Origin of the sequence: Salinigranum marinum, from assembly GCF_024228675.1 — an archaeon.
In the GTDB taxonomy this organism is placed as follows: Archaea; Halobacteriota; Halobacteria; order Halobacteriales; family Haloferacaceae; genus Salinigranum; species Salinigranum marinum.
Genome location: NZ_CP100461.1, coordinates 1,202,970 through 1,227,482, shown reverse-complemented (window position 1 = coordinate 1,227,482; position 24,513 = coordinate 1,202,970). Strand labels below are relative to the sequence as shown.

At 69.2% G+C, this 24,513-nt stretch carries 21 protein-coding genes; 11 read left to right on the top strand and 10 right to left on the bottom strand.

Annotated features, from left to right (window positions below):
- Positions 1-127 precede the first annotated feature (127 nt).
- The 3 genes from NKJ07_RS06005 to aroA form a co-directional block, all read right to left on the bottom strand.
- On the bottom strand, positions 128-3,250 hold the full coding sequence (locus NKJ07_RS06005) for a translocation/assembly module TamB domain-containing protein (RefSeq protein WP_318569676.1): 3,123 nt from the start codon (positions 3,248-3,250) through the stop codon (positions 128-130).
- 181 nt (positions 3,251-3,431) lie between these two features.
- Positions 3,432-4,796 carry a right-handed parallel beta-helix repeat-containing protein gene (locus NKJ07_RS06000; protein ID WP_318569675.1) on the bottom strand — a complete coding sequence of 455 codons (1,365 nt, stop codon included), beginning with the start codon at positions 4,794-4,796 and terminating at the stop codon, positions 3,432-3,434.
- A gap of 144 nt (positions 4,797-4,940) precedes the next feature.
- Positions 4,941-6,227 (bottom strand): 3-phosphoshikimate 1-carboxyvinyltransferase, encoded by a 1,287-nt coding sequence (gene aroA, locus NKJ07_RS05995; RefSeq protein WP_318569674.1) that lies wholly within the window; start codon positions 6,225-6,227, stop codon positions 4,941-4,943.
- A gap of 140 nt (positions 6,228-6,367) precedes the next feature.
- On the opposite strand from aroA, the gene NKJ07_RS05990 reads away from it, so the two are divergent.
- A complete protein-coding gene (locus tag NKJ07_RS05990; RefSeq protein ID WP_318569673.1) occupies positions 6,368-6,790 on the top strand; it encodes a CBS domain-containing protein in 423 nt (140 codons plus the stop codon).
- Positions 6,791-6,884: 94 nt separating this feature from the next.
- Positions 6,885-8,072: a Xaa-Pro peptidase family protein gene (locus tag NKJ07_RS05985; RefSeq protein ID WP_318569672.1), complete on the top strand. Its 1,188-nt coding sequence runs from the start codon at positions 6,885-6,887 to the stop codon at positions 8,070-8,072.
- Here NKJ07_RS05985 and NKJ07_RS05980 read toward each other — a convergent pair.
- A complete protein-coding gene (locus NKJ07_RS05980) occupies positions 8,048-8,533 on the bottom strand; it encodes a hypothetical protein (RefSeq protein ID WP_318569671.1) in 486 nt (161 codons plus the stop codon). The two genes, NKJ07_RS05985 and NKJ07_RS05980, sit on opposite strands and share 25 nt — an antisense overlap.
- 320 nt (positions 8,534-8,853) lie before the next feature.
- Between NKJ07_RS05980 and NKJ07_RS05975 the strand changes: the two genes are divergently transcribed.
- The 5 genes from NKJ07_RS05975 to surE all read left to right on the top strand — a co-directional run bounded on the left by NKJ07_RS05975 (position 8,854) and on the right by surE (position 13,680).
- Positions 8,854-9,372 carry a hypothetical protein gene (locus NKJ07_RS05975; protein ID WP_318569670.1) on the top strand — a complete coding sequence of 173 codons (519 nt, stop codon included), beginning with the start codon at positions 8,854-8,856 and terminating at the stop codon, positions 9,370-9,372.
- A 100-nt stretch (positions 9,373-9,472) separates the two neighbouring features.
- Positions 9,473-10,321: a prephenate dehydrogenase/arogenate dehydrogenase family protein gene (locus NKJ07_RS05970; RefSeq protein WP_318569669.1), complete on the top strand. Its 849-nt coding sequence runs from the start codon at positions 9,473-9,475 to the stop codon at positions 10,319-10,321.
- Positions 10,318-11,748: a small ribosomal subunit Rsm22 family protein gene (locus NKJ07_RS05965; RefSeq protein WP_318569668.1), complete on the top strand. Its 1,431-nt coding sequence runs from the start codon at positions 10,318-10,320 to the stop codon at positions 11,746-11,748. Before NKJ07_RS05970 ends, NKJ07_RS05965 begins: the two co-directional genes overlap by 4 nt.
- Before the next feature lie 102 nt (positions 11,749-11,850).
- Positions 11,851-12,843, top strand: coding sequence for a hypothetical protein (locus NKJ07_RS05960; RefSeq protein ID WP_318569667.1), 993 nt, complete (start codon positions 11,851-11,853; stop codon positions 12,841-12,843).
- A 60-nt stretch (positions 12,844-12,903) separates the two neighbouring features.
- The gene (gene surE, locus NKJ07_RS05955; protein WP_318569666.1) at positions 12,904-13,680 is read left to right on the top strand and encodes a 5'/3'-nucleotidase SurE; all 777 of its coding nucleotides are present in this window, start codon (positions 12,904-12,906) and stop codon (positions 13,678-13,680) included.
- A 12-nt stretch (positions 13,681-13,692) separates the two neighbouring features.
- Here the strand turns inward: surE and NKJ07_RS05950 are convergent, their stop codons facing one another.
- Positions 13,693-18,912: a right-handed parallel beta-helix repeat-containing protein gene (locus NKJ07_RS05950; RefSeq protein ID WP_318569665.1), complete on the bottom strand. Its 5,220-nt coding sequence runs from the start codon at positions 18,910-18,912 to the stop codon at positions 13,693-13,695.
- A gap of 153 nt (positions 18,913-19,065) precedes the next feature.
- On the bottom strand, positions 19,066-19,860 hold the full coding sequence (locus tag NKJ07_RS05945) for a helix-turn-helix transcriptional regulator (protein ID WP_318569664.1): 795 nt from the start codon (positions 19,858-19,860) through the stop codon (positions 19,066-19,068).
- A 97-nt stretch (positions 19,861-19,957) separates the two neighbouring features.
- Here NKJ07_RS05945 and NKJ07_RS05940 point away from each other — a divergent pair, with 97 nt between their 5' ends.
- Positions 19,958-20,524, top strand: coding sequence for an arsinothricin resistance N-acetyltransferase ArsN1 family B (locus NKJ07_RS05940; RefSeq protein ID WP_318569663.1), 567 nt, complete (start codon positions 19,958-19,960; stop codon positions 20,522-20,524).
- A 34-nt stretch (positions 20,525-20,558) separates the two neighbouring features.
- Here NKJ07_RS05940 and NKJ07_RS05935 read toward each other — a convergent pair whose 3' ends face one another.
- From NKJ07_RS05935 to NKJ07_RS05925, 3 genes are all read right to left on the bottom strand, one after another.
- Complete coding sequence (locus tag NKJ07_RS05935; protein WP_318569662.1) at positions 20,559-21,665, bottom strand: hemolysin family protein; 1,107 nt, start codon at positions 21,663-21,665, stop codon at positions 20,559-20,561.
- A gap of 176 nt (positions 21,666-21,841) precedes the next feature.
- Positions 21,842-22,132, bottom strand: a complete 291-nt coding sequence (locus NKJ07_RS05930; protein WP_318569661.1) for a chorismate mutase — start codon at positions 22,130-22,132, stop codon at positions 21,842-21,844.
- Positions 22,133-22,187: 55 nt separating this feature from the next.
- Complete coding sequence (locus NKJ07_RS05925) at positions 22,188-23,066, bottom strand: shikimate kinase (RefSeq protein WP_318569660.1); 879 nt, start codon at positions 23,064-23,066, stop codon at positions 22,188-22,190.
- Between the two features lie 32 nt (positions 23,067-23,098).
- Between NKJ07_RS05925 and NKJ07_RS05920 the strand changes: the two genes are divergently transcribed.
- The 3 genes from NKJ07_RS05920 (at position 23,099) to NKJ07_RS05910 (ending at position 24,207) form a co-directional block, all read left to right on the top strand.
- A complete protein-coding gene (locus NKJ07_RS05920; protein ID WP_318569659.1) occupies positions 23,099-23,254 on the top strand; it encodes a hypothetical protein in 156 nt (51 codons plus the stop codon).
- 252 nt (positions 23,255-23,506) lie between these two features.
- On the top strand, positions 23,507-23,977 hold the full coding sequence (locus NKJ07_RS05915) for a DUF5796 family protein (protein WP_318569658.1): 471 nt from the start codon (positions 23,507-23,509) through the stop codon (positions 23,975-23,977).
- Positions 23,974-24,207 carry a DUF7508 domain-containing protein gene (locus NKJ07_RS05910; protein ID WP_318569657.1) on the top strand — a complete coding sequence of 78 codons (234 nt, stop codon included), beginning with the start codon at positions 23,974-23,976 and terminating at the stop codon, positions 24,205-24,207. Before NKJ07_RS05915 ends, NKJ07_RS05910 begins: the two co-directional genes overlap by 4 nt.
- A 148-nt stretch (positions 24,208-24,355) precedes the next feature.
- On the opposite strand, the gene NKJ07_RS05905 is transcribed toward NKJ07_RS05910, so the two are convergent.
- Positions 24,356-24,490, bottom strand: a complete 135-nt coding sequence (locus NKJ07_RS05905) for a DUF7128 family protein (protein WP_318569656.1) — start codon at positions 24,488-24,490, stop codon at positions 24,356-24,358.
- Positions 24,491-24,513 lie beyond the last annotated feature (23 nt).

Here is a 24,513-nt window from a genome sequence, read left to right as displayed (position 1 = left end):
CGTGCGGGTTCGACTCGGCGGCTTCGCCGTCCGGCGCACACCGGCGGACGCCGGAGTCGACGGATCTCCGACCCGGTAGGGTGAACTGCGACTCCGTCACCGCGATCGGGCGCTGGACCGTCGCCGGTCAGCGGTGGATCGCACGCGTGACCGCGACGACGAACATCCCGACGACGAACACGCCGAGAAACCCCTCCAACTGGGCGGCGAGCCGAATCCAGTCGTTCTGGATCTCCGGCTGTGTGATGACGAGCGTGACGAACAGGCCGAGGCTGCCCGAGAGATAGCCGAGCACCCCCGACCCGGCAAACGGCGCCACGCCCCCGACCGCTTGCGCGGCCCAGAAGAACATCGCAAACGCCACCACGATTGAGGCCGCAAAGCCGAGGACACGCAGCGGCCGTTCACCGTAACCCATCGTCGCCCAGAGAAAGACGTTGCCGAGCCAGTCGAGCCCGGCTTCGACCGGTCCGGAGTCGCTTTCGATCCGTCCGAGTGCCCGGTTCCAGTGTTGGCGACGAGCGTAGGCGGCTTCCTTCTGAAAGAAGTTCCCCGCGGCCGTCTCGTCGCCCGCATCGCTCGCGCCGTTTTTCGCCTTCGCGTACGTCGACTCTAGTTGGTTGTCCGTTCCGCGGACGGCGTCTGGATCGGCGAGGTCGCGCGCGATCGCGGCTTCGGTCCTGTGTACCAGTTCGGTCGCGGCCCGAGAGTCGACGCCGTCGGTCGCCAGTGCCCGCCGTATCTCGTCGTCGTCGAGTGCCTCTCGAACGGCGGCCGCGCACCGCTCGACCTCGTCGAGACTCCCCCTGATCGGAGCCGAGCGGCTGACTGAAGGAGGAGTGACCGCTCGCACCCGGTCGAACAGCCACGTGATGGGGTCTCCCTGCGCTCTGCGGTCCGGCACGTCGACCGGTTCGTACGCTCGGTCGAGATACGCGAGGAGACGGTCGGTACCCGCTACCCGGTGTTCGTACCGTTCGACGAGCTCCACGAGCGACCGGTCTTCCGCCGAACCGTGGTCGACGGACTCGGCGACGAGACAGTCCACGAGCGACGCCGCGAGGTCGCTCGCGGCGTCGAAGACGACCTGTGGCCCGGTGTCGTCGCCGGCCGCCTCGCCGTCGAACGAGACCGTCTGTGTCACGGCTCCGATTGCCCTGTACCCCCCGCTGCGCGGCTGGTGGACCATCCAGTCCGTGTCGCGGAACTGCTCGCGCTTGCTGCTGAACACGAACCCGGCGAAGGAAGTCTCGAGAAACCGGGCGTGTGCGAACGGGTTCGGGGCGTCTGCGGCGATGTCGACGTCGCCGATCGTCGTCCGGTCGAAGTCGTAGACGACCTCGGCCGATCTGCCCGCGGCGGCCTGGAGGGAGCCACTGTCGACGGTCGACCCGCGGAGCGAGACCGCTTCGACGGCCGGATGGGCGAGTTCACATCCGACGACGACGCTCGCAGCAGTCGTCTCCTCGACGGCGAGTCGGCCGCCGACACGCGCCGTCGCTCCCGTCTCCGGATCTCGGGTGACCGCGATGCGGCCCCCGACGGTCGATCCGTCAACGATCACCGATCCGCCGGCCGACCCGCCGACGAAGAAGACGCGGTCGTCGACGGTCGCGTTCGCGAGCGCCACGTCGCCGTCGACATCGGTGCCCCGCATGAACACGCCCTCCACATCGCTGTTGGATACCGAGACCTCGCCCGCGATCTCGGCGTCTTCGAGCCTGATGTAGTTCGTCACGCTGGTCACGGAGGTGCTGACGTCCCCGCCAACGGCGGCGTCATCGAGCTTGACTCCTCCGTCGACGTCGGTACTGATCAGTTCGACGTCGTCGTCCACGGACGCGTCCGCAAGCTCGATCTGTCCATCGACGGTCGTCGAGATCAGCGACACCGAGTCGGCCACGTCCGCTCCATTGAGTTCGACCAGCCCTCTGATGTTTGCGGTGTCGAGGTCGACCCGCCCGCGAACAGTAACCGCCTCGGCCTGGAGCCCGTCGGCGTCGACATCGCCGAGGGCGGCGTCACCGCCCACGTCGGCGCCCCCGATCGAGAGGAGTTCGACTGCCGCGTGGTGGCAGTCGAGCGTTCCCCCGATCTCGGTCCGGTTGCCGTCGACGTGCCCGTCGACGGTGGCCATTCGCAGGTCGACGTCTCCCTCGACCACCCCGTCGGTGCAGGTCACGCCCTGCCCGGCTTCCAGTCCCTGACAGCGCACGTCACCGCCAACGGAGATGTCCTCGAACACGAGGAAGGTTCCGAGGGTGACGCCGTCGAGAATCACGTTGTCACCGATCTCTCCACTCCCTGACACGACGCGTGTCCCCACCTCGGTACCGGCGAAGGAGACGCCTCGTCGAACCGCCAACCGATCGAAGCTCACGCCCTCGCCCACCCTCGCGTCCCTCAGCGACACGCCACGACCGACCGACATGCCATCGAGCGTTACGTGTGCCCCGGTGTCGGTCCGGTCGAGTGCGGCGAGTTCGGCGACCTCGGTGCCGTCGAGGGTGAGCGTCTCACCGACGGTCGCGTCTTCGATCAACACGCCGCCCGTCACGTTCGCGTCTGTCATCTCGACCGTCCCGTGCGTGGTCAGCCTGGCGGCCGTGACGTCGCCGGCGACCGTCACACGGTCAAGCGACACGTCGCCAGTGACCGTCGCGTTATCCAGCGAGGCGTCTCCAGCGACGACCGCGCCGTCGAGGTCGAGCGAGGCCTCGATCCGTGCCCGGTCGAGCGCCACAGCGCCCGACTCGTCCGTCTGTGCGACCCCCGACAGCCGGAGTTCGTGCCCGACCCGCGCGTTGCGGAGATCGAGCGTCTCGACGCGGACACACCGCAGATCCACCGGGTACGCGTCCATCGCGTCGATCCGCTCGTTCGACAGCCGAACCGGTCCGAGAGAGGCCCCGATGAACTGCTTCTGTCGGTGTTTGTACTCGTCGCGGGGGAACGCCGCCGGCACCTCCCACAGCCCGTCCGGTTCCCCCTCGTTCCACGGCCGGTCGTCGGTTTCGCCGTTGAGCAGGTCGTGTGCGACCTCGCCCGCCGGGCGTCGGCTCTCGACGCTCGTCTCGGCGCGGTGGTCGTGGAATAAGCAGTAGTCGTCGTCCGGGCGAGTCCGTCGGTGACAGTGCCACGACCCGTCGTTGAGGAACCGGGGCTCCACCGCGACGTCGCTCCCGTGACGGTCGTTCCACGCGTCGACGGCGAGCGCGTACGCACACCGGTTCCGATCGTCAGCACTCACGATCGATGCCTCCGGTCGGTCGGCGTTCGGCCGGTCTCTCGGTCCACCGTCCCCTCCCAGCAGCTGGCGACACGGTAGTCAAACGACAAGCTTTGGCCCTCAAACATAAATCTATCCCACACCGTTCGCCGTCGCGCTGGACGTGCGCCCAGAACCGACCGAACCCGAGCCCGACCGAGGTTCAGCCGTCGAACTCGAACGCCCCGAGATCCGGCGCGTCACCCACGTAGGCGACGCCGACGTCGACGCCGGCGTCGATGCACGGCGACCCCTGCCGGAGGTGGAGGAACAGGTCGTGATCCGTCGCGACGCTCGCGAACAGCGGGTCGTCGATGTCGAGGTCCCACGTGTTGGCCGTCGAGCGGGCGTTGTACAGCAGGTTCGCCGGGCCCTCCCCGTTGGCGAAGGCGATGCAGTTGCGGACGACGTGGTCGGGTTCGGTGTCGCCGGTGAACTCGAAGCCGTACGTGCCGTTGTCGTAGGCGGTGCAGTTGTCGAACGAGTTCGCCGCCGACGCGCCGTTGCAGTCGAAGCCGATCGCGTCGTTGCCGAACGCGACGGCCCGGACGACCTGGTTACCCCCGGTTCGCCACCCCCCACCCATCTTGAAGCCGTTGCCGTCGCCGACCGCCCCCTCGCCGTCGCTCCCGTTCGAGTGGGCGAGGCAGTCGACGAGGACGCTCGGCCGGTCGGGGTCACATCTGAAGAAGTCGAAGCCGTCGTCGGCGTTGTGGTGGGCGACGCAGCGCTCGAAGCGGTGGCCGCCGCTGAACCGCCGGTTCTGCCCGCCGATGTAGAAGCCGTCGGAGTTGCCGTCGACGCTCCCGTGGTGGCAGACGACGTCCCGGACGACGTGATCGTACGAGTCACGGTAGAAGCCGATCCCGTTGCCCTCGGTCGCGTCGCCCTGCCCGTAGTGGTGGATCTCGAGGTCCTCGAACACGCAGCCGATCGCCGGCTGATCGCCCTTTGCGACGCCGGGGACCCGGATTCCGTCGTTGTCGGCGTTCGCGAGGTCGAAGCCGCGAAGCGTCATGTACTGGGCGCCCTCCATGCGGATCGCGGACGATCCCGCGCCGCTGGCGTCGATCAGCGGCCGGCCGTCGCCGTACGGCTCGACGACGATCGGTGCCGTCTTCGTGCCCGTAACGCGGAAGAAGTCGACGCTGTCTTCGAGGACGATCGGTGCGGTCGCACGGAGTTTGACCACGTCGCCGGGGCGGAGCGTCACGCGCCCGCCGGCGGTCAGCGGCTGGAGGTCACGGAATGCCGTCTCGGGGCTCCCTCCCGACTGATCGTTCCGGCCGTCCACGGGATCGACGAAGTACGTCCCCGTCAGCCCCGTCGGCGTCGGCGTCGGCGTCGGTGACGGCGTCGGCGTCGGCGTCGGTGACGGCGTCTCGGACTCCGGCGCGGGCTGGTCCGCCCGCCGGCCGCTACAGCCGGCGAACAGTCCCACGGCCGCGACCCCGCCCACACGGGTGAGGAACCGGCGGCGCGACGGCTGAGCCGTGGCGCGTCCGTCCGGGTTCCGGGACCGTTCCATCAGGCGTACATGGCCGTGAGTCGATATAAATCAGCCGTGAGCAGGAGAGACAGACGCACGCCGGAGGTCGCTCACACGCCTCGCGCGGTCGCACCCAGCCGCCGATCGGGCGAACCGTCGGGCGTCAGGAGGCCGCTCCCGGTGTCAGGCTCGGTCGACCGTCACGCCGAGCCCTTCGAGGACGTCGAAGAAGCCGGGGAACGAGACGTCGACGTGTTCGCCGCCGGCGATGGTCGTCGTCCCCTCGGCGACGAGCGCCGCGACCGCGAGCGACATGACGATCCGGTGGTCGTGCCGGCCGTGGACGTCGGCCCCGACGAGGTCGGTCTGGCCGCCGTGGACGGTCAGCGTGTCGTGTTCTTCGGTCACGGACGCGCCCATCTTCGTCAGTTCTTTCGCCATCGCGCGCACTCGGTCGGTCTCCTTGTACCGGACGTGTTCGCAGTTGACGATCCGGGTGTCGCCATCGGCGACGGCACCGAGCGTGGCGATCGTCGGCAGGAGGTCGGGCGTGTCGCCGACGTCGACCTCGACGCCCGAGAGCGGCGTGCGGGCGACGTCGATGACGCCCGCGTCGCGGTCCCAGTCGACGTCGGCCCCCATCCGTTCGAGGATCGAGACGATGGCCGAGTCGCCCTGGGCGCTGGGCCGCGCGCCGTGGACGGTCACGCCGTCGTCGCCGGCGACGGCTCCCGCCGCCAGGAGGTACGACATCGAGGAGAAGTCACCGGGGACGTGGTACTCGCCCCCCGCGGGCTCGTACGTCTGCTCCCCGGCGACGGAGAACCCCGCGTCGGTGCGGTCGACCGTGACGCCGAAGTCGTCGAGGACCTCGACCGTGATATCGACGTACGGCGCTGACTTGAGCTCGGTTTCGAGCTCGATCTCGATCCCCGCATCGGTGACCGCGCCGGCCATCAACAGCGCAGTGATGAACTGCGAGGAGACGTCGCCGGGAATCGAAACGTGGCCGCCCTGGACGTTGCCGCCGACGACGAGCGGTGCCTGGCCGTTGCCGCGGGTGCTCTCTGCGCGTCCGTCCAGCCCGTCGATCGCGTCGAGGAGCGGGCCGTGTGGACGCGACCGGAGCGAGTCGTCGCCCGTCAGGACGGTGAGCCCGTCGCCGAGCGCGGCACAGGCCGTGACGAGCCGCATCGTCGTCCCCGAGTTGGCACAGTCGATGACGTCGTCGGGCACCGCGGGCCGGCCGTCGAACCCCTCGACGACGGCCGTGCTTCCGTCGCGGTCGACCGTCCCGCCGAACGCCTCGACCGCGCGCATCGTCGCCCGCGTGTCGGCGCTGACGAGCGCGTCTCTGACCGTCGCCGCCGAACTGTACCCCGCGGCGAGGATCGCACGGTGTGTGTAGCTCTTCGACGGCGGCGCGCGCGCGTCGCCCGCCACGGCCGACGGAGCGAGAGAGACGTCCATACGCGGGCATCGCGGAGGGGAGACGAAAGGCTACCGAACGCGGCGAGGCGTGGGTCACGTGACGGTGGTGGGGCTGTGGTCGGTTGTGCGACGTGACCCCACGACCGCAGCGATTTACTTCCCGCGCTCGTACGTCCGGTATGACGATCCGAGAGATTGCACGGCGAGACGTCGTGACGGTCGACCTCGAGGCGACGGTGACGGAGATCGCCCGCGTGATGCGGGACGAACGGGTCGGAAGCGTCGTCGTCGTCGACGCCAAAGGGACGGTCGCGGGACTGCTCACTGACCGCGATCTCGTGGTGTCGGGCCTCGCCGAGGGTCGTCACCCCGACGAGTGCATCGCCAACGACATCCTCTCGACGAACGTCTTCGCCGTCGACCCCGACGACGGCGTCGCGACGGTCGCCCGACAGATGTGCGAGCAGGGCGTCCGGCGCGTCCCCGTGATGGCCGACCACGACCTCGTCGGGATCGTGACGCTCGACGACCTTCTCGTCCACCTCGGCGAGGAGTTCGACTGTCTCGTGTCGGTCGTGAAAAGCGAGTTCCCGGACCGATAGCGGCTCACGGCGCGTCGGCTCCGGCGTCGGTGTCTCCGGCGTCGGTGTACCCGCCGGGGACAACCGTTTTGCCGCCGCTGTCCAATCGGACCGCATGAGCCGCGATCTCACTCCCCTCGACGGCCGTCTCGGCGGCGACTTCGACGGCTACCTGATCGACGCCGACGGGACCGACTCGAACCAGCGGTACCTCTCGGGGTTCGACGCACCGGACTCGTTCGTCACGCTCTATCTCCCCGGTAGCGACGACGACGGCGGCGTCCACCTGCTCGTGTCGAGCCTGGAGTACGGCCGGGCGCGCACCGAGTCCCGTGCGGCGTCCGTCTCCCGGTTCGTCGAGTACGGCTACCGCGACCGGGTCGCCGACCACGGCGCGCTCGTCGGGCGGGCGCGGACGATCGCGGCTTTCCTCGCCGAGCACGGCGTCGAGCGCGTCGTGGTGCCGGCCGACTTCCCGCTCGGCGTCGGCGACGCGCTCCGCGAGGCCGACCTGACGGTCGTGGCCGACGACACGGACGTCCTCACGGGAATCCGGGCGACGAAGACGGACGAGGAGGTCGACCACGTCCGCGAGGCCCAGCGCGCGAACGAGGCGGCGATGGCGGCCGCCGAACGCCTCCTCCGGGAGGCGACGGTCGACGCCGACGGGCGTCTCCAGGGCGACGACGGGACCTTGACAGCCGAGCGGGTCAAAGAGGAGATCGAGATCACGCTTTTGCGCCACGGCTGTGCGCTCGACGAGACGATCGTCGCCTGCGGTGCGGACGCCGCCGATCCCCACGACCGCGGAAGCGGCCCGATCCGGGCCGAAGAGGCGGTCATCGTCGACATCTTCCCGCGCTCGAAGGCGACGAAGTACCACGCGGACATGACGCGGACCTTCCTGAAGGGCGACGCCTCCGCCGAACTCCAGCGACGGTTCGACGTGACCGACGCGGCGCGACAAGCGGCGCTCGACGCGCTCGAACCGGGCGTGACCGGCGAGGAGGTCCACGACGTGGTCTGCGACGTCTACGAGGAGGCGGGCTATCCCACGCTGCGGTCCGATCCCGAAACGGAGGTCGGGTTCATCCACTCGACCGGCCACGGCGTCGGACTCAACGTGCACGAGCGCCCGCGGGTGAGCCCCGACGGCGAGGAGCTGAAGCCGGGACACGTCGTCACGATCGAACCCGGACTGTACGATCCCTCGGTGGGGGGCGTCCGCATCGAGGACCTGGCCGTGATCACCGAGACGGGGTACGAGAACCTGACCGACTACCCGGTCGAGTTCGAGCTCTGACTCGTCGTCGGCCGGGCCGCGTCCCAGTCGTCGAGCAGCGACAGGAGCCCCTCGATCGTCGACGACGACGGGAATCCTGCCGCCTGGCGAACGACGTGGTCCTCGTCGATCAAGAGCGCGTAGATCGTCTCCTCGCCGAGCAGCCCCAGCGACTGGCGGAACTGGCGTTTGTTCACGCGTAGGACGAGCATCCGTTCGTGCTGATCCCCCGAGAGGAGATCCGCGCGCCGGGTCCGCCCGACGAGCATCCGGCTCCGCCAGTCGACGACGAGCAGTTCGTAGTACTCGAACTCGTCGTACCGCTCCGCGAGTCGGTCGGCGACCGAACACCAGGGGTCGACGAGGGAGCGTTGCTGCCACTGGAACGAGACGACGAGCAGCGTCGGGTCACCGTCGAAACCCCCGGGAAGTGATATATGTCTCCCGTCGAGTGTCGATCCCGAAACTCGCGGAAATCTCATTATTCGAAACAGAATTTGGCTCTGTGTATAACATATTAGTTTCAAATATCAAATTAGATTATTAGAGTGTGACGAATGTCAGACGGATTCTTCGAGTCGTTTCAACGAGAGTATACTGTTAGAACCTGGAGACGAAACGGTCGGTCCGGTCGGGATCCGGCTCCGTCGGCCGGCACCGTCTTGTCCGTCGAACGCTTCGAGACGGCTATGTCGCGACAGTGTCATCCGCGTCGCCACGACCCCGACGAGTCCCGGGTCCGTCCCCGTCCACGCACCGAGACGGCCGCGAGCGCCGACGCCCGCCGACCGTCCGCGCACCCATGACCGAGGGGGTCCTGAGTCGGCTCCTCCGACTGTTCCGTGAACCGACCGACGGGGCGGCCGCGACGGGGACGACGGACGACGGTGGTTCGCGGCGTGCGCGCGCGGACGGGGACGGTCAATCCGGGAGCGCGAGTGAAGACCGCGGCGGGGCCGCCAGCGACCGAGGAGATGGGGGCGACGGCGACACCGATGCGATCGCTGTCGTGGTGCAGGCCCCGCCGGCGGGTATCAGACGGTTCGAGCTCACCCTCCGGGCGGGCGTCCCCGTCACCGACGTCGACCCCGAACTACTGACCTCACATTTCGAAGCGTTCGACGAGGGGACCGGGACCGTCCGCGCCCGCGCGGTCGACATGGAGGGCCACGGACGGACGATCGAGGCGGCGGCCCCGTTGTTCGTCGTCCGGTTCGGCGCACCGGTCGATCCCGACACGGTGTCGCTCGACGGCACCGTCGACGGACACGACGAGGAACCGGTCCCGTGGTCGCGGGTTCGGCTCACTCCGGTGGACTGACCGCCCGCTCTCGTCTCGTGGGGTTCGCTCGCTCGGCCGGCGGCGGTCAGCCCGTACCGCTTCCGAAGCCTTTTGCGACGTCCCGGGCTACAGGTGCGCGATGCAGTTGCTCGTCGTGGGCGCGGGGTCGATGGGGCGGTGGTTCGCCGACACCGTCGAGCGCGCCGCACCCGGCGAGATCGACGTCGCGTTCGCCGACACGGACGCCGCCACCGCCGCGAACGCCGCCGCCGCACTCGACGCCCGGACCGTCCCCGTCGACGGGACCGAGCGGTTCGACGTGATCTGTCTGGCGGTTCCCATCTCGGCCATCGACGCGAGCGTCGCCGCGCAGGCCGACCGGGTCCGGGAGGCGACCGTCGACGTCACGGGCGTGATGGCACCGCCCCTGGCGGCGATGCGTGCCCACGTCCCCGATCGAGAGCGGGTCAGCTTCCACCCCCTGTTCGCGCCCGCGAACGCGCCCGGCAACGTCGCGGTCACCGCCGACGAACCCGGGCCGGCGACCGACCGACTCCGCGCCGCGCTCGAAGCGGCGGGCAACACCCTCTTCGAGACGACCGCCGCGGAGCACGACCGGGCGATGGAGACGGTCCAGTCGAGCGCTCACGCCGCCGTCATCGCGTACGCCCTGGCCGCCCGCGAGGTACGACCGGAGTTCCACACCCCGGTCTCCGGCGCGCTCGCCGAGCTCGTCGAGACGGTCACGGGCGGGACCCCGCGGGTCTACCGCGAGATCCAGGCGACGTTCGACGGGGCCGAGCGGGTCGCCGACGCCGCCGCCCGCCTGGCGGCCGCCGACGACGAGACGTTCGACGCGCTCTATCGGGAGGCGAGCGGAGCCGTCGGGAACCGCGACGCCGTCGAGTCCGGCGAAGGCACCGACGATGCCGACGACAGCGAAGGCACCGACGATGCCGACGACCGCGCCCACGAGGACCGCCGATGACCGACCGCGAGGGGATCCGCGCCAACGCGAAGTACCTGCGCGAGGTCCGACCGATCGATCCAGACGAGATCTACGAGTACGTCGACGGGAGCCCCCACCCCGCGGTCGTGCGGCAGGTGCTCCGCGAGGAGGCGGTCGACCTGGGTCTCGTCGAGCGCGACGACGGCACGTTCGTCCCGGCTCCCGAATGCGTCGTCGAACCCGGGTGGGCCCCGACGGCGTTTCCGGAGCGGTACGCCCACGCGTTCGAGGAGTTCCTCGTCGAGCGCGAGGGGATCGACTGGCACCGAGGTGAGTCCGGCGATCGCCTGCGCGAGACGATCCGCCGACTGAAAGAGCGGTACTACCGCCGCCAGTCCGTCGCGTACGACGACCGCGTCGCGCTCGGCTACGGGCTCTACCACCTGCCCGACTACTACGCCACCGTGGGGTACGTCCTCGACACGCTGGCCGAGCGCGGCCTCGTCAAGACGCCGCTCCGCGTCCTCGACGTCGGCGCGGGCACCGGCGGCCCGGCGCTCGGCCTGCATGATTTCTTCCCACGCGAGGCGCTGGTCGACTACCACGCCGTCGAACCGAGCGCCGCGGCCGACGTCCTCGAACGCCTGCTCGGCGAGACCGGGCGGAACTTCCACCCGACGATCCACCGAACGACGATCGAAGCGCTCGATCTCCCGGGACTCGTCGACGACCCCGGTTCGGGCGTCTCGGGCGGTGGCTTCGACCTCGTCGTCTTCTCGAACGTGTTGAGCGAACTCGACGACCCCGTGGCCGCGGTCGAGCGGTCGCTCGACGTGCTCGCGCCCGACGGCGCGGTCGTCGCGCTCGAACCCGCGGATCTCAACACGGCGACGGCGCTCCGGACGGTCGAACGCGAAGTCGTCTCGCGAACGGGCGCGACGGTGTACGCACCGACGCTCCGCCTCTGGCCCGACGCGGAGCCCTCGGACCGTGGCTGGTCGTTCGACGTCCGGGCCGACCTCGCGGTGCCGTCGTTCCAGTCGCGCCTCGACGAGGCCGGCGACGACCCCGGCGCGTTCACCAACCCGACGGTTCAGTTCGCGTACGCCGTTTTCCGACCCGACGGGACCAGACGACTCGCCGTCCGGGCGGACCCCGCACGGCACGCGAAACTGGCCGACGCCGACCGACACGTCACGCGGCGGGTCGATCTCCTCGCGGTCAAGTTGAGCCACGATCTGACGGACGACGACGACACGAACCCCGTCTTCAAGATCGGCGACGGCAGCGAGTCCACCGGCGTGTTCGCGGTCCTCACGCGGGAGACGTCGCTGAACGAGGTGCTCGCGGGAGCCCCGTACGGGAGCGTCCTCTCGTTCGAGCAGGCGCTCGTTCTCTGGAACGACGACGAGGGGGCGTACAACCTTGTGGTCGACGACACGACCGTGGTCGATTTCGTCGGGTAGCCGTCCCCGAGCGCGGCCGACCCGACCCCGCACCCGCCAGCTCGTTATCAGTATGGATATCAGCGGCGATAGCGTTAACCGTCGCCGGACGGCAGAGCGGGTATGCACCGGCGCGCCCTTCTCGTCGCCGTCGCCGGACTCTCCGGCTGTACCGGTCTCGTCCCGCTCGGTGGGGGGACCGGGTCGGCCGGCCAGTCGAGCGGTTCTGCCAGCGATACGGACGAGTCTGAGGCTCCCGGGGGAAGGCAAGGAGGGACGGCGACCGCCACGGCGGCGGCCACGCCGTCGGGCGGCACGCCGTCGGCCGCGGCGTTGCGCCGAATGGACGTCCCGGCACTGCTCGACCGGGCCCGGGACCAGACCGACCGCGCCGTCGACGCGTACGCGGGCGACGGCGGCTCGCTGACGGCGATCACGGCCGCGACCGCCTCCTTCGACCCGACGCCGTCCATCGAACACCTGTACAACGCGCAGGCGGCCTACGAGGCGGCGAACCGACAGGGTATCTCGGCCGAGCAGGAGCAGACGATCCAGCGCCTCCGCCGGGTCAAGACGCTCCTCCGGCTCGCGATCGACGCCCAGTCACTGCTCGTCCAGGCGCACATCGACCTCGAGGAGTTCGTCGACGCCGTCGAGTACGTCGACGCCGAGTCGGTGGGCTCGATCAGCGACCGGGTCGCGAGCCGCCGGGAGCGGGCGACCGCCGTCGTCTCCGAACTCTCCCAGAGGCGGTACGTGCAGTCGGTCGGCGTCGTCGACCGGCTCTCGCGCGCCGAGTACGACGACAAGCGCCTGCAACTCGAGACCGAAGCGCAGGTGCTCGATCGGCTGTTCGACGCGTTGGGAGGGGTGATCGAGGGCGTCCGTCTCCTCTCGCAGGCCCGCGGGAAGCGCCGAAGCGGAGCACCGTACGCCGCCGCCAGGCTGGCTAGGGACGCCGAAACGGCGTTCGTGCGCGGGAGGGCGTCGCTCGACAGCGTGGCCAGCGCCATCCCGCCGCAGGGACAGGGGTTTGCCGCCGTCGCGGCGGCGCTGGTGACCGCGGCCGACGACCGCCGCGTCGACGCCCGGGAGTTCTACGAGGGCGTCGCCTGACGCCTGCTCCGTCCGTCGCGCAAGCGGAGCGTTTTTGCAGACACCATCGATGTGTAGACTATGGAGATCCTCCTGACGAACGACGACGGCATCGACAGCGTGGGCTTTCGCGCGCTGTACGACGCGCTGTCGTCGGTCGCCGACGTGACCGCCGTGGCACCCGCGGAGGACAAGAGCGCGGTGGGGCGACAGATGTCGGCCGACGTGCTCGTCGAGGAGCACGCACTCGGCTACGCGATCCACGGGACGCCCGCGGACTGCACCGTCGTCGGGCTGGAGTCGCTCTGTCCCGACGTCGACATGGTCGTCGCCGGCTGTAACAAGGGTGCGAACCTCGGCGCGTACGTCCTCGGTCGTTCGGGCACCGTTTCGGCCGCCGTGGAAGCCGCGTTCTTCGACGTGCCCGCCATCGCCGTCTCGCTGTACGTCCCCGGCGGTGACCGACCCTGGGAGGAGTTGGCGACCGACACCGAGGACTTCCGGCCGGCGACCGACGCCGCCACGTACCTCGCCGCCCACGCCCTCGAGGCCGGCGTCTTCGAGGGTGCCGACTACCTGAACGTCAACGCGCCGCTGGACGCGGTCGACGAGCCCGAGATGCGCATCACCGAGCCGTCGACGATGTACGACATGACCGCTCGGCCCGACGGCGACGACCGACTCACGCTCCACGACCGGATCTGGGAGCGCATGCGCGACGACGACCTCCCGGACCCCGATGGGACCGACCGACGGGCGGTCGTCGACGGCCACGTGAGCGTCTCGCCGCTTCTCGCCCCGCATCCGACCCGACACCACGAGGCGCTCGACGGCCTCGCGACAGCGTACCGGAGATAAAACCCCGCGCTACTACCGTCGGCGTCGCCTGGACAGGACGACCGACAGCACGGCGAACAGCGCCAGCAGCAGCGTGAGCGCTCCGAAGCCGTCGAACGTCGTCGACGTGGTCGCCGGCTCGGCGTCGGTCGGCGTCGTGGCGTCGGCACCGACCGTTGTCGTCCCCTCGGAGTCGGCAACGGACGTCTCGGGTTCGGACGTCTCGACTGCGGTCGACACACCTCCGGTCGCTGTCGTCGACTCGGACGCCGGTGTCTCCGTCGCCTGCGGAGTGACCGTCGCGTCGGAATCGGACGACACTGGCGTCGGCACCGGGGTCGGTGTCGGTGACTCCCTGTCGTCGCTGTCCCGGTCGGTGTCGGCGCTCCCACTGCCGCCGTCACTGTCCGCCGGCGTCGATGTCAACTCGCCCGCGCCGACCGCGAACACCGAGAGTCCGGGCGACGTCGCCTCGAAGACGGACGCGGTCGGCGTGGTCCTGACGAGCGCCGTCGACAGCGCCGTCGGCGAGCCGTCGACGTAGCGGTACAGCGTGACGTCACCCGGGGAGACGCCCGCGGTGGCGAGTCGAAGCCGTGAGACGCGGAACCGGAAGACCACCTCGTCGACGTTCTCGTCGGGCACGGAGTGGTCGACGGTGACGTACCCCAGCGACGTTCCGCCCGCCGCGAGCGGGAGCGAAGACGTCCCGCTCGGTGCGTCGTCGCTGCCGGTGAGGTTCAGGCTGAAATCTCCGCCGTCGGTCGTCAGGAGCACGCTCTGGAACGTCGTGTTCGACAGATTCGCTAGGCCCTGCGTGCCTCCGTCGACGAGCACCGGCGTTCCCGCCCCCGGGTTCGACACCGACGCGTCGAAGCGGTCACCGGCTCTCGCCTGCTGGACGACCGAGCCCTGGACCCCGATCGTGTACGACGCCGAGGAGTTACTCACCTTGCCGCTCTCGGAGATACTCGTGGCGTTCGCCTGATAATCGTAGCTTCCGTCGACGAGTGGAGACGTCAGCGTCGTCGTCGTGGTGCGCGTCGTGAGGGTAGCGACCCGGTGGTTCGCACCGAACATCGTGGTCCCCGTCGCGGGGTCGTCGACGTCGTAGTCGGTGTACACCTCGTCGTCACCGTTCCACAGTTCGTAGTGGACGGCCACTTCTTCTCCTGGCCCGACTGTCACCGTGTCCTCGTCGTTCGGGAAGGTGCAACTCGACTCGTCGGCTGGGTTCTGACAGGTCGACAGCGCCTGCACCGACACGCCGAGGAGCATCCCCGCCTCGGGAAGCCACTGGTCGTTGAAGTAGTTCCCCTCACCGGCAGGGCTGTTTAGCTGTGTCGCCCCCGCCGCGCGCCGCGCATCGCGATACCACATCGACGAATACTCGCCCGTCGGGTCGCGGAAATAGAGTCGAGTCGACACTGTCGACGACCCCGGCGGTGGCGGCACTTGGAACTCGTAGTAGCCGAACTCGTCCGTCGTCAGCGTGGCGAACGGGTCGAAGTCTCCTGTCCCGTCGTCACGGAAGGCCGTCACTCGGATGCCGTCGAGTGCCTCGTTGCCGTCTGTGTCTGCGCGGACGACGCCCGACACCTGTGTTTTCGGTGCTGGTGCGAGCACTGTGCCGATGAGGTCGATGTACTCTCCCACGGTGCCGCTCTCGACGTCGGCCGTTGCCTTACTGCTCTCGTTGGACTCCCACTCTTCGAGGTAGTCGCCGCTGTCGTCGCGGTAGCGAATTTTCACTGAGACGTTCTGTTCGCCCGGCGGCGGATACACTGCTCCTTCCCAGTAGCCGTTCTCGTCGGTCCGCAGGTTCGTCCACTCGCCGTAGCTACCGGTGCCGTCGTCGCGGAACACCGTCACGCGGATGTCCTCCAGCACGTCGTTGTTCTCGTCGTAGACGATGCCGAAGTACGTGACAGCCACGTCGTCGCGACGGGGCATCGTCGCCATCACGTTCGGGAGCGTCCAGCCGGCGACTGCGTCGTCGATGACGTCTGCGTTCGACACCGTCCGCGCGTCCCGCCAGTACGTTCTCGCGTACTCACCGTCGGGGTCAGCGAAGCCGACCTTCAGGTCGACCGTCGTCTCCCCATCTCGGACGGGCACCTCCGTCTCGTATCTGCCGAACTCGTCGGTGTAGGTCGCTGCCGAATCGTACTGCGTGAACCCTCCATCCGCCTCCTTGCGGTACGTGACGACCAATATGTCCTCTAGGCTGTCGCCGGCTTCGTTCCTGACGACGCCGCTGACCGTGACGACGTTTCGCTCGAGTTCCTCGTTCCGGACCCGTGAGTCACCGACGAGTGCGCTAATCTCGGTGGCATCGGCCATCGTCCGGATGTCTTGGTAGCCGCTGCTGTTCCACTCCTGGGCGTACTCCCACGTCGGGTCGGTAAAACGGAGTTTGACTGTGACGCGGTTGTCACTCGGATTCGCGGGCTCGACGTCGATGTCGTAGCGTCCCTGTGCGTCGGTCGATTCCGTCGTCCACGCGCGGAAGCTGCCGGTGCCGTCGTCGCGGAACGCCGTCACCTCGATACCGGGGAGTGGGTCACCCGACTCGTTCGTCACCGTGCCCGAGAACCCGCCGGTGACGTCGTCCGCCACGGGGAGCGACTCACTCACGAAGCGCGTCTCGCCACCGGGAACGGTCACGGCTGTCGCGTCGCTGTAGCGTGTCGCGTCGTCGTAGTACCGAGAGGCATAGACGTCGTCGGTGTCGGTGAATTCGACCTTCACGTCGACACTCGACTCACCGGCAGGCAGGTCGACCTCGGCGGCGTACTGGCCGCTGGCGCTTGTGAACGTAAAAGCGCCCAGCGAGGCTGCGCCGGTCCCGTCGTCGATGTAGACGTTCACGAACGCGTCTTCGATCGGTGCTCCTGACTCGTTCGTCACCCAGCCGGAGACGCGGGCGACGTCGGGCGCAGGCGGGGCGTCGTCGACGAGTGTCGCGTTCAGATCGGCGCGCTCGGCGCTCACAAGCCCCGCGACGACGGTTGCGGTCGACTGGCTCGCCCCGTCGTACCACTGCTCGGTGTACTGGCCGCTCGGGTCGGTGAAGCGGAGTTTGACGCGCACGAGAGCGTTGTCCGAGTCGACCGGGTCGACGTCGACGTCGAACTCCCCGCTCGAATCGGTCGATTCGGTCGTCCACTCGCGGAACGTGCCGGTGCCATCGTCACGGAACACGGCCACGTCGATGTCCGACAGCGGCGCGCCCGACCCGTCCGTCACCGTCCCCGAGAAGCCGGCCGTGACGTCGGCTTCTCTAGGCAGGGTCCCGCTGACGAGCCGGCGCTCGCCAGCCGGCACGTACACTTCTAGCCCGTCTGCCAGCGTCTCGGCGTCGTCGTAGTACCGCGAGGCGTACACGTCGTCGGGGTCGGCGAACAGCAGTTTGACCCTGGCGCCCGACTGGCCCGGCGGGACGTCCATCTCGTACGTGTACTGCCCTGTCGCGTCGGTTCCGACGCCAGGGAGCTGTCTGAGGTCGCCACCGGCGTCCTCGCGATACGGGACGACGAGTATCCCCTCGATGGGGTCGCCGCTCTCGTTTCTGACCCGGCCGTAGACGGTGGCGGTGTTGTCGGCCAGTTCCGCGTCGGCGAACGCGGTGAAGCCGCTCTGGACGTCGAGCGTGTCGGCCGTACTCTCTCCCGCAGCGTCGTCGTACCACTCGCCGAGATACACGCCGCTCGGGTCCTCGAACTCGACTTTGAACCGGGCGGTCGTCTCGCCCGCCGGGACGTCGACGTCGACGCGGTACTGACCGGCTGCATCCGTCGTGTTCGTCTCGTACGCGGTGAACGTCCCCGTGCCGTCGTCGCGGTAGACGGCCACCTCTACTCCCGCGAGTCCGACGCCGCTGTCGTTCGTCACCGTTCCCGAGACGACTGCCGGCGATGCGGTCGTCCCTGGCGGTGCGGTGAGCGGTGAGCCACAGTCGACGTTGCCGACGCACTGCCCCGCGAGCGGGCCGCTGGCCTGCCCCCACCAGTTGTCGGTGGCGTCGCCGACGGGTCGGCCGTCCCGCCCCTCTTCGGCGTTGATGCCACCGTTGACGTTGCCGGTGATGACGGTGTTGTTGACGGCCCACGAGCCGAGCGTGAACTCCGCGTTGACGCCGAAGTAGCCCCGGTAGTCGCCGTTGTTCTCGATCCGCGAGTCGTCGATGCGCCAGTTCCCTTCCGCGCGAGTCACCGCGATGCCGCCCCAACTGTTGTCGCGGACGGTCACGTTCTCGATTCGGAAGTCACCCGGGTTGTTCGGGACGTACAGCCCCCAGTCGTAGTTCCCCGTGACCACCGAGTCGCGGATGGTCCAGTCGCCGCTGCTCCCGAACCCACCCCCGATGCCGCTGTCGCCGTTGTCCGTGACGGTCGCGTTGTGGATGGTCCAGTCACCCTGGAAGTTCCCGATAGGGTGGATGCCGAAGTCGGCGTTGCCCGACGCGGTGTGGTTCCCGATGACCCACGCGCTGTCCTCGGCGGTGGTTTGGACGCCCGACGCCCCGTTGTCGTTGGTCGTCGAGTCCAGCAGTCGCCACCTGCCCATCGAGCTGCTCGTGTACACACCGTAGTAGCCGTTGTCGGACGCGTTGCTCTCCCGAATCGTCCAGCCGACGGCGTTCGGGTTCGGATATCCGTCGACCTCGATACCGACGTCGCCGTTGCCGACGGCGGTGACGCGGGTCATCGTCCACGGGGTGCCGTCGACTGCCCCGACGTCGACGCCGTCCTCGGCGTTGTCCCGAGCCGTGACGTCACGGATGGTCCACCCGCCCGTGATGATCGACTCGTCAGCGTTCCGGGAGCTCTCCATGGCGGACGCCCCCACGGTGATCCCATCGGTGTACCGCTCGACGGTGAACCCGTCGATGGTCAGGCCCGATCCGACAGCCGGGTCGACGGTGATGCCGACCGTCCCCGCGCCGAGCGACTGCTCCTGCACGGTCGACCCGTTCAGCGTCGCGCCGTTCGGGGCGACGAGCGTCACCTCCTTCGTGACCGTGATCGCCTCCCGATAGACGCCCGGTCGTACCTCGACCGTGTCGCCGGCGTCCGACGCGTCGAGCGCGGCCTGGATCGTCTTGTAGGGAGTGCCGCCGCCCGCGTCGACGACCCGTGTCGTCGCCGCGCTTGCCGGGACGGTCGCGACGTAGACGCCGACGCTTCCGAGGACGACCGTCAGGACGAGCAGAACCGCGAGACCGCCCTGCAGGCCGTCTGTCGTCGACACGTTCACCGTCGCGCCCCGACGCGTCCGTCCGCCGTCGACCACTCCTCACCGACACGCCGACAGTCAGACGTGTCGAACAGTCTGTTAGTACGCACTTCCTTCATAATTGAAATACTGACAGGAGTGTCTTAAGCTCACCCCGTGAACGGCCGTTCACGCCGTGAACGCGTCGAGGTCCAGTGGCACCGCCGCTGCCCGGATCTCGTCGAGCGTCCGCTGCGTCCAGGCGACGAGAGCGTCGTCGTCGGACTCGACGACGCCCGCCGGCGCACCGCTGTCGGTGACGGCCCCGAGAAAACAGCGCCCGTCGAACAGGGCGACGAACGGGAGCGACAGTTCTCGCTCGACCGTGCCGACGAACGCGGCCGCCGCCGCGAGCGTGCGGAACTCGGCACGGAGTTGATCGTCCGCCGCGATGGCGTCGAGCGCGGGGCGGGTGAGGACGAGTTCGAGCCGTTGTCCACGGTTCCGGATCGCCGACCGGTGGATGTCGATCGCCTCCTTCGTCGCCCCCTGGGAGTACATCCGGGCGTGGTCGGCGATCCCACCGACGGTTCCGATCCGTCGGTGGTGACGGTTCGGCTCGGCCGTGGTGGGGACGGTCACGTCCGCGTCGCCGAACGCCGACAGCGGGACGTCGAGCCGGTCGATCGGGAACCACGGTAACACCGGATCGAGCCGGTCGATCGCCCGGAGCCGGTCGAGAACCGACAGCAGCTCCTGGGCGAGCAGTCGGCCCCGTGTCGTCGCTTCGTACCCCTCACCGCTGTTTCGCACCCATCCGCGCTCCCCGAAGTCGTGCAGGATCCGGCCGACCGTCACGCGCGAGGCGGGCGTCTCGTCGACGAGTTCCCGGCGGGAGTACCGCCCCTCGGCGAGCGCCCCCAACACCGCAACCCGATTCGGCGATCGCGTGAGGAAGGCGATCTCGTCGAACGGTGGCGTCATACACAGACATTCACGAGGTGTGATATATACTCTCTCCCGGCGTCGGCGTCCGCCACCGAACCACTGGACTTACTGCCTCGGGTTGCGGCGTCGGCTCATGGACTGCCTCCGGATGGCGACGCCGGCTGACGCACCCGGGATCCGGCGCATCTACGCGCCCTACGTCGAGGAGACGGCCGTCTCGTTCGCGACGACGGTCCCGTCGGTCGCGACGCTCGAGACGAAGCTCTCGAAGACGCTCGAACAGTTCCCGTGGCTCGTCTGCGAGCGCGACGACGGCGTGGCCGGCTACGCGTACGCCGGGGCGCTCCGCGAGCGCGACGCCTACCGCTGGTCAACCGAACTCTCCGTGTACGTCGACGCGACCGCCCAGCACGAGGGCGTCGGCCGCCGGCTGTACGAGGCGTTGCTCACCCTCCTGACGGCCCAGGGGTACGCGAACGCGTACGGCGTGATCACCCTGCCGAACCCCGCCAGCGTCGCCCTCCACGAGGCGCTCGGCTTCGACCGCGTCGGCGTCTTCGACGACGTCGGCTACAAAGACGGCGACTGGCACGACGTCGGCTGGTGGCGGCTCCGGCTTCCCGAGGCTGCCGCGCCCGATCCGCCACGCTCGATCGACTCGCTGGCCGACGACCGGGTTCAGGCCGCACTCGCCGGGTGACTCCCGGACACGATCTCCCTGCTCCCGGACACCCTCAGTCGGCGGTGACCGACGCCTCGCCGTCGAGTGGGTCCTCCAGTTCGCCCGCGATGGTCTCGAATGCGTCCGTCGTCGTGACCAACCCCACGGTGTGGCCGTCGTCGACGACGACCGCCAGTTCCTGCTGTTCGGTCTGGAACCGGTCGATGAGGTCGCTCACGGCGAGCTCCGGCGGGACCGTCATCGGGGCGGCGGCGAGGTCGGCGAAGTCGGCCTCCTCGCGTTCAAGCGCCCCCCAGTGCTCCAGCAGCGACGGGACGTAGACGGTGCCGGCGACGTCGTCGAGGCTCTCGCCGACGAGCGGGAACCGGGTGTGTGGTGTCGCGCTGATCATCGAGAGGTTCTCGCCCGTCGACTGCTCGGTCGAGACGGCCACGATCTCCTCGCGGTCGACCATGACGTCCTGGACCTGGATCCGGTCGATCGCGAGCGCGCTGATCACCTCGCGGCGGCGCTCGGGCGAGAGGTCCATCGTGGTCAACACGTCGCCCATCCGGCTGAGTAGCTCCGCGCGCGTGGCGGGTTCCTCGTCCCCTTCGAGTTCCTCTTCGGCCCACGAGCGAGTGATCTCGACCCCCAGGAGCGAGAGGAGCGCCTTCGCGACCCGGTCGGCGAGGCGGATGACCGGTGAGAGGAGCCGCGTCCACCAGTAGAGGATCGGCGCACCGTACTTCGCGATGGTCTTCGTCCGCTCGATGCCGAGATACGTCGGTGCCTGCTCGCCGACCGTCAGATGCAGCAGGTTGATGATCGCGAGCGCCGTCAGCGCCGCGAGCGCCGAGTGCCCGCCGGTGGTGCCCCCGAGGATGCCCTCGACGCCGACGGCGATCAGCAGGGGGTCGACGATCGCCGCGAGCGCGGGCTCGGCGACGACGCCCAGGCCGACGCTACAGATCGTGATCCCGAGCTGACAGCCGGAGAGGTAGATCTCGAGCCGTTCGGTCATCTCCCAGGCCCGCTCGAGGCCGCTCGATCCCGTGAACTCCGCCTCCGAGAACTGCCGGACGCGAGTCATCGCGAACTCGATGGTGACGAAGTAGCCGTTGCCGAGGAGCAAGACGAGGCCGGCTACGAGCCGTCCCAGTGTAGCGGTGGTGACCATCTGCCGGGTTGCGACTCCCGACGCCCGACGGGAAAACCCACCGGATCGTGGCGTGACGTGTGGCCCACTCACGCCCGCTGAACGACCACGGGCAGGTCCTCTTGTGACCTCGAGAGAACTGGTGTCGGACGCGGAGTCTACCCGTCCGTCAGCAACACTGGTCCGGAACGCCTAGTCTACCGACTCCGCCGTTGCTCCGCCTTATTCAGTTCGATCAGCAACCGGAAGACGGCCTTCACGAGGTTTGCGTCCACCTCGAACCGTTCTGCGTTCTGCGCAGCGCGTTCCATCACGCGCTCTTCTTGGGACTCGTCGGTCGTGGGCAGGTCGCGTTCGGCTTTCACGTCGGCGATCGTGTCGGCCACGTACGTTCGGCGGGCGACGAGTTCGACGATCTCGCGGTCGATGTCTTCGATCTCTGTGCGGAGTTCGTCGAGGTCCATGTCCTCGGGCTTGGGTTCTGTCATGCTGTGAGTGGTGTCGATCGGTGTGGTCTCGGTCAGTCCGTCGTGGCGTGTCGGATCACAGGACGCGCGCGCCGTCGGTTCGCGTGGTCGTCAGCCGTGTCGTCCCGTCGCGCTCGTCCCAGGCGGCGGCGACGGGTTCTAGCGCCGCCCGTTCGCCGACGGCGACGACGCTCGGGCCCGTCCCAGACAGGGAGACGCCCGCGGCGTGGGGCATCGCCTCGATCGCCGGCTCCGTGGGGAAGCCGAGCGCCGCCGAGAACGCGAGGCCGTTGACGGTCATCGCCTCGGCGTATCTTCCCTCGGAGGCCAGGTCGGCGACGAGCCGCGCCATCGGCGCGACGCGTTCACAGCGGGAGACGTCGGCCTCAGCGCTGTACGCGCGCTCCGGCGGGGTCCAGACGAGGGCGTCCCAGTCGCGTTCCTCGCGAGAGCGGAGTTCATCGGCCGTGTTGTCGGTGAGGGTGACGCCGCCCAGCATCGACGCGGAGGCGTCGTCGAACGCGCCGGTCACGGTCACGCCTGCGTCGCGGGCGGCGGCGACGCCGAGCCGGCAGGCGTCGAGCCGGCTCACCGCGGCGGGGCCGTCACCGACGTCGACGCCGAGCGCCGACAGCGTCGCCAGGACGGTCGCGTTCGCCGCGGCGCTCGACGACTTCAACCCCGCCGCCATCGGCACCTCGCTCTCGGTGCGGACGTGGCCGCCGACGCGCTCGTCGGGGCTGTACCGGTCGACGGTCAGTTCCACGCACCGTTCGACGAGTCTCGTGTCGGCGTCGGGCTGTTCCGCGACCGCGCCCTCGATCCGGCCGGAGCCGTCGAGTTCGACCGTCGCCGTCGTCTCGACGTCGAGTGCGAACGCCGAACCGACGCCGGTGGCGAGCGCGTTCAACACCGTCCCGGCACCGAGCGCGACTGCGCGACCGCGACCCTTCATACGTGTCCCGTGTGCGAACCCGTCGTTTAGGTGTGACGGTTCGCGTGGTGGGCGTGTGTCGGCTGAGCGTCGAGAGCGGCATCCGACTCGCCTCGGACCCGGCCCCGCCCGGATCGACGGCCGAGGACGAACCGACGCGCGTGAGGACGGAGTCTCTCGGGACGAACACGGCCGCGAGCGTGACGTGAGCGCAGTCGCCAGGGCGGCGAAACGCCACGTCCCCCCAACCGAGCGCGCTCCTCGTCGCTCACTGCGTTCGCGGCTCCGATGGTCTCCCCTCGCGCGCGGGTCGTCTGGCGAGACCTGCGGTCTCGCCGGCTCCCGTTCGCTCACCTCACAGGAACGCCGATGAGCCGGCGCGACGCCACGCGCCACCCCCGGGGGTCGAAACCGCCAACCGAATACGGACGCTCTTTACCGCTCGACGCCAACGCCCATGTATGAGCGCGCCGCACCGAACCGACGTCGCCCCGAGCACGCTCTCGGTCGCACTCTTAGAGGAAGGCGTCGAGGTCGAGTACACCGACGGCCGCCGGACCCTCTACCGTGGCGTTCCCGAGAGAGTGCCGGGGACGCTCACGACGAAGCCCGGGCGGGACCTCCACGTCCTCGTCACCGATCCGACCGACTCCGAGGGCGTCCTCGTCTACGTCAACGACCGCAAGACCCACGACGACATCCTCGAATCGACCGGCGTCGGCCGCGTCGTCCTCGACCAGGACGAGGACGAAGAACTGTTCCCCGGAGTCGTCGTCCGTCGCGTCGGCGAACTCCGCTACGAGGTCGAAGCCGACCCCGAAACCGCCCGCGGCCGGGTGTTCGCGTTCGTCGAGGACGACTGGGGAGAAGACTCCTACGAGTTCGTGAACGCCGAAAGCGAGGCTGGGGACGATTCAGAGGCCGGGCCGTGAGCCTCCGCAAGCCCTGGAAACCCCTGTCGAAGGAGACGCTTCGGGCGGTGCCGGACCGGTACGGCGTGTACGAACTCGGTGACGACGACGGGAACTCCCTCGGCGTCGACGCCGGCCCGCTCCGGGACGAACTGAAGGAGGCGCTCGCGTACGGCGACGGCTCGACGGTCCGGTGGCAGGTCGCCACCTCGCGCGAACACGCCGAGTCGATGCTCGACGATCACCGCTGAACCGCGCCGTCGACGCCGTGCTCGCGCGTCCCCGGGAGGATGACCGACTGCGATCCACCCCGTGAGGGTGATCGACTCGATCCGACCCGGATCGTCTCGGAGCCGTCGCTCCCCGCGTCGCCGGCGACCCTTCTCCCCTCCCTGTCCGTCACTGCAGATACGAGGGGGATTCGGTGTCGCAGTGTCCTTCGTGCGCCTCGGCGTCCTCCTCGGCGTCGAACAGCATCCCGCAGTCCTCACACTCGTACCACGTCCCGTCCTCTCGGCGGGTCGTCGTAACCATACCGTGCGGTACGGTGTCGTTCG

Excerpts from the sequence above, each read along its gene's own strand:
- NKJ07_RS05965 (WP_318569668.1), top strand. The coding sequence starts at position 10,318 with ATGACCGACCGCGAGGGGATCCGCGCCAACGCGAAGTACCTGCGCGAG.
- NKJ07_RS05990 (WP_318569673.1), top strand. The coding sequence starts at position 6,368 with ATGACGATCCGAGAGATTGCACGGCGAGACGTCGTGACGGTCGACCTC.
- NKJ07_RS05980 (WP_318569671.1), bottom strand. The coding sequence starts at position 8,533 with ATGAGATTTCCGCGAGTTTCGGGATCGACACTCGACGGGAGACATATA.
- surE (WP_318569666.1), top strand. The coding sequence starts at position 12,904 with ATGGAGATCCTCCTGACGAACGACGACGGCATCGACAGCGTGGGCTTT.
- NKJ07_RS05970 (WP_318569669.1), top strand. The coding sequence starts at position 9,473 with ATGCAGTTGCTCGTCGTGGGCGCGGGGTCGATGGGGCGGTGGTTCGCC.
- aroA (WP_318569674.1), bottom strand. The coding sequence starts at position 6,227 with ATGGACGTCTCTCTCGCTCCGTCGGCCGTGGCGGGCGACGCGCGCGCG.
- NKJ07_RS05975 (WP_318569670.1), top strand. The coding sequence starts at position 8,854 with ATGACCGAGGGGGTCCTGAGTCGGCTCCTCCGACTGTTCCGTGAACCG.
- NKJ07_RS05945 (WP_318569664.1), bottom strand. The coding sequence starts at position 19,860 with ATGACGCCACCGTTCGACGAGATCGCCTTCCTCACGCGATCGCCGAAT.
- NKJ07_RS05925 (WP_318569660.1), bottom strand. The coding sequence starts at position 23,066 with ATGAAGGGTCGCGGTCGCGCAGTCGCGCTCGGTGCCGGGACGGTGTTG.
- NKJ07_RS05960 (WP_318569667.1), top strand. The coding sequence starts at position 11,851 with ATGCACCGGCGCGCCCTTCTCGTCGCCGTCGCCGGACTCTCCGGCTGT.
- NKJ07_RS05940 (WP_318569663.1), top strand. The coding sequence starts at position 19,958 with ATGGACTGCCTCCGGATGGCGACGCCGGCTGACGCACCCGGGATCCGG.
- NKJ07_RS05930 (WP_318569661.1), bottom strand. The coding sequence starts at position 22,132 with ATGACAGAACCCAAGCCCGAGGACATGGACCTCGACGAACTCCGCACA.
- NKJ07_RS05915 (WP_318569658.1), top strand. The coding sequence starts at position 23,507 with ATGAGCGCGCCGCACCGAACCGACGTCGCCCCGAGCACGCTCTCGGTC.
- NKJ07_RS05905 (WP_318569656.1), bottom strand. The coding sequence starts at position 24,490 with ATGGTTACGACGACCCGCCGAGAGGACGGGACGTGGTACGAGTGTGAG.
- NKJ07_RS05935 (WP_318569662.1), bottom strand. The coding sequence starts at position 21,665 with ATGGTCACCACCGCTACACTGGGACGGCTCGTAGCCGGCCTCGTCTTG.
- NKJ07_RS05985 (WP_318569672.1), top strand. The coding sequence starts at position 6,885 with ATGAGCCGCGATCTCACTCCCCTCGACGGCCGTCTCGGCGGCGACTTC.
- NKJ07_RS06000 (WP_318569675.1), bottom strand. The coding sequence starts at position 4,796 with ATGGAACGGTCCCGGAACCCGGACGGACGCGCCACGGCTCAGCCGTCG.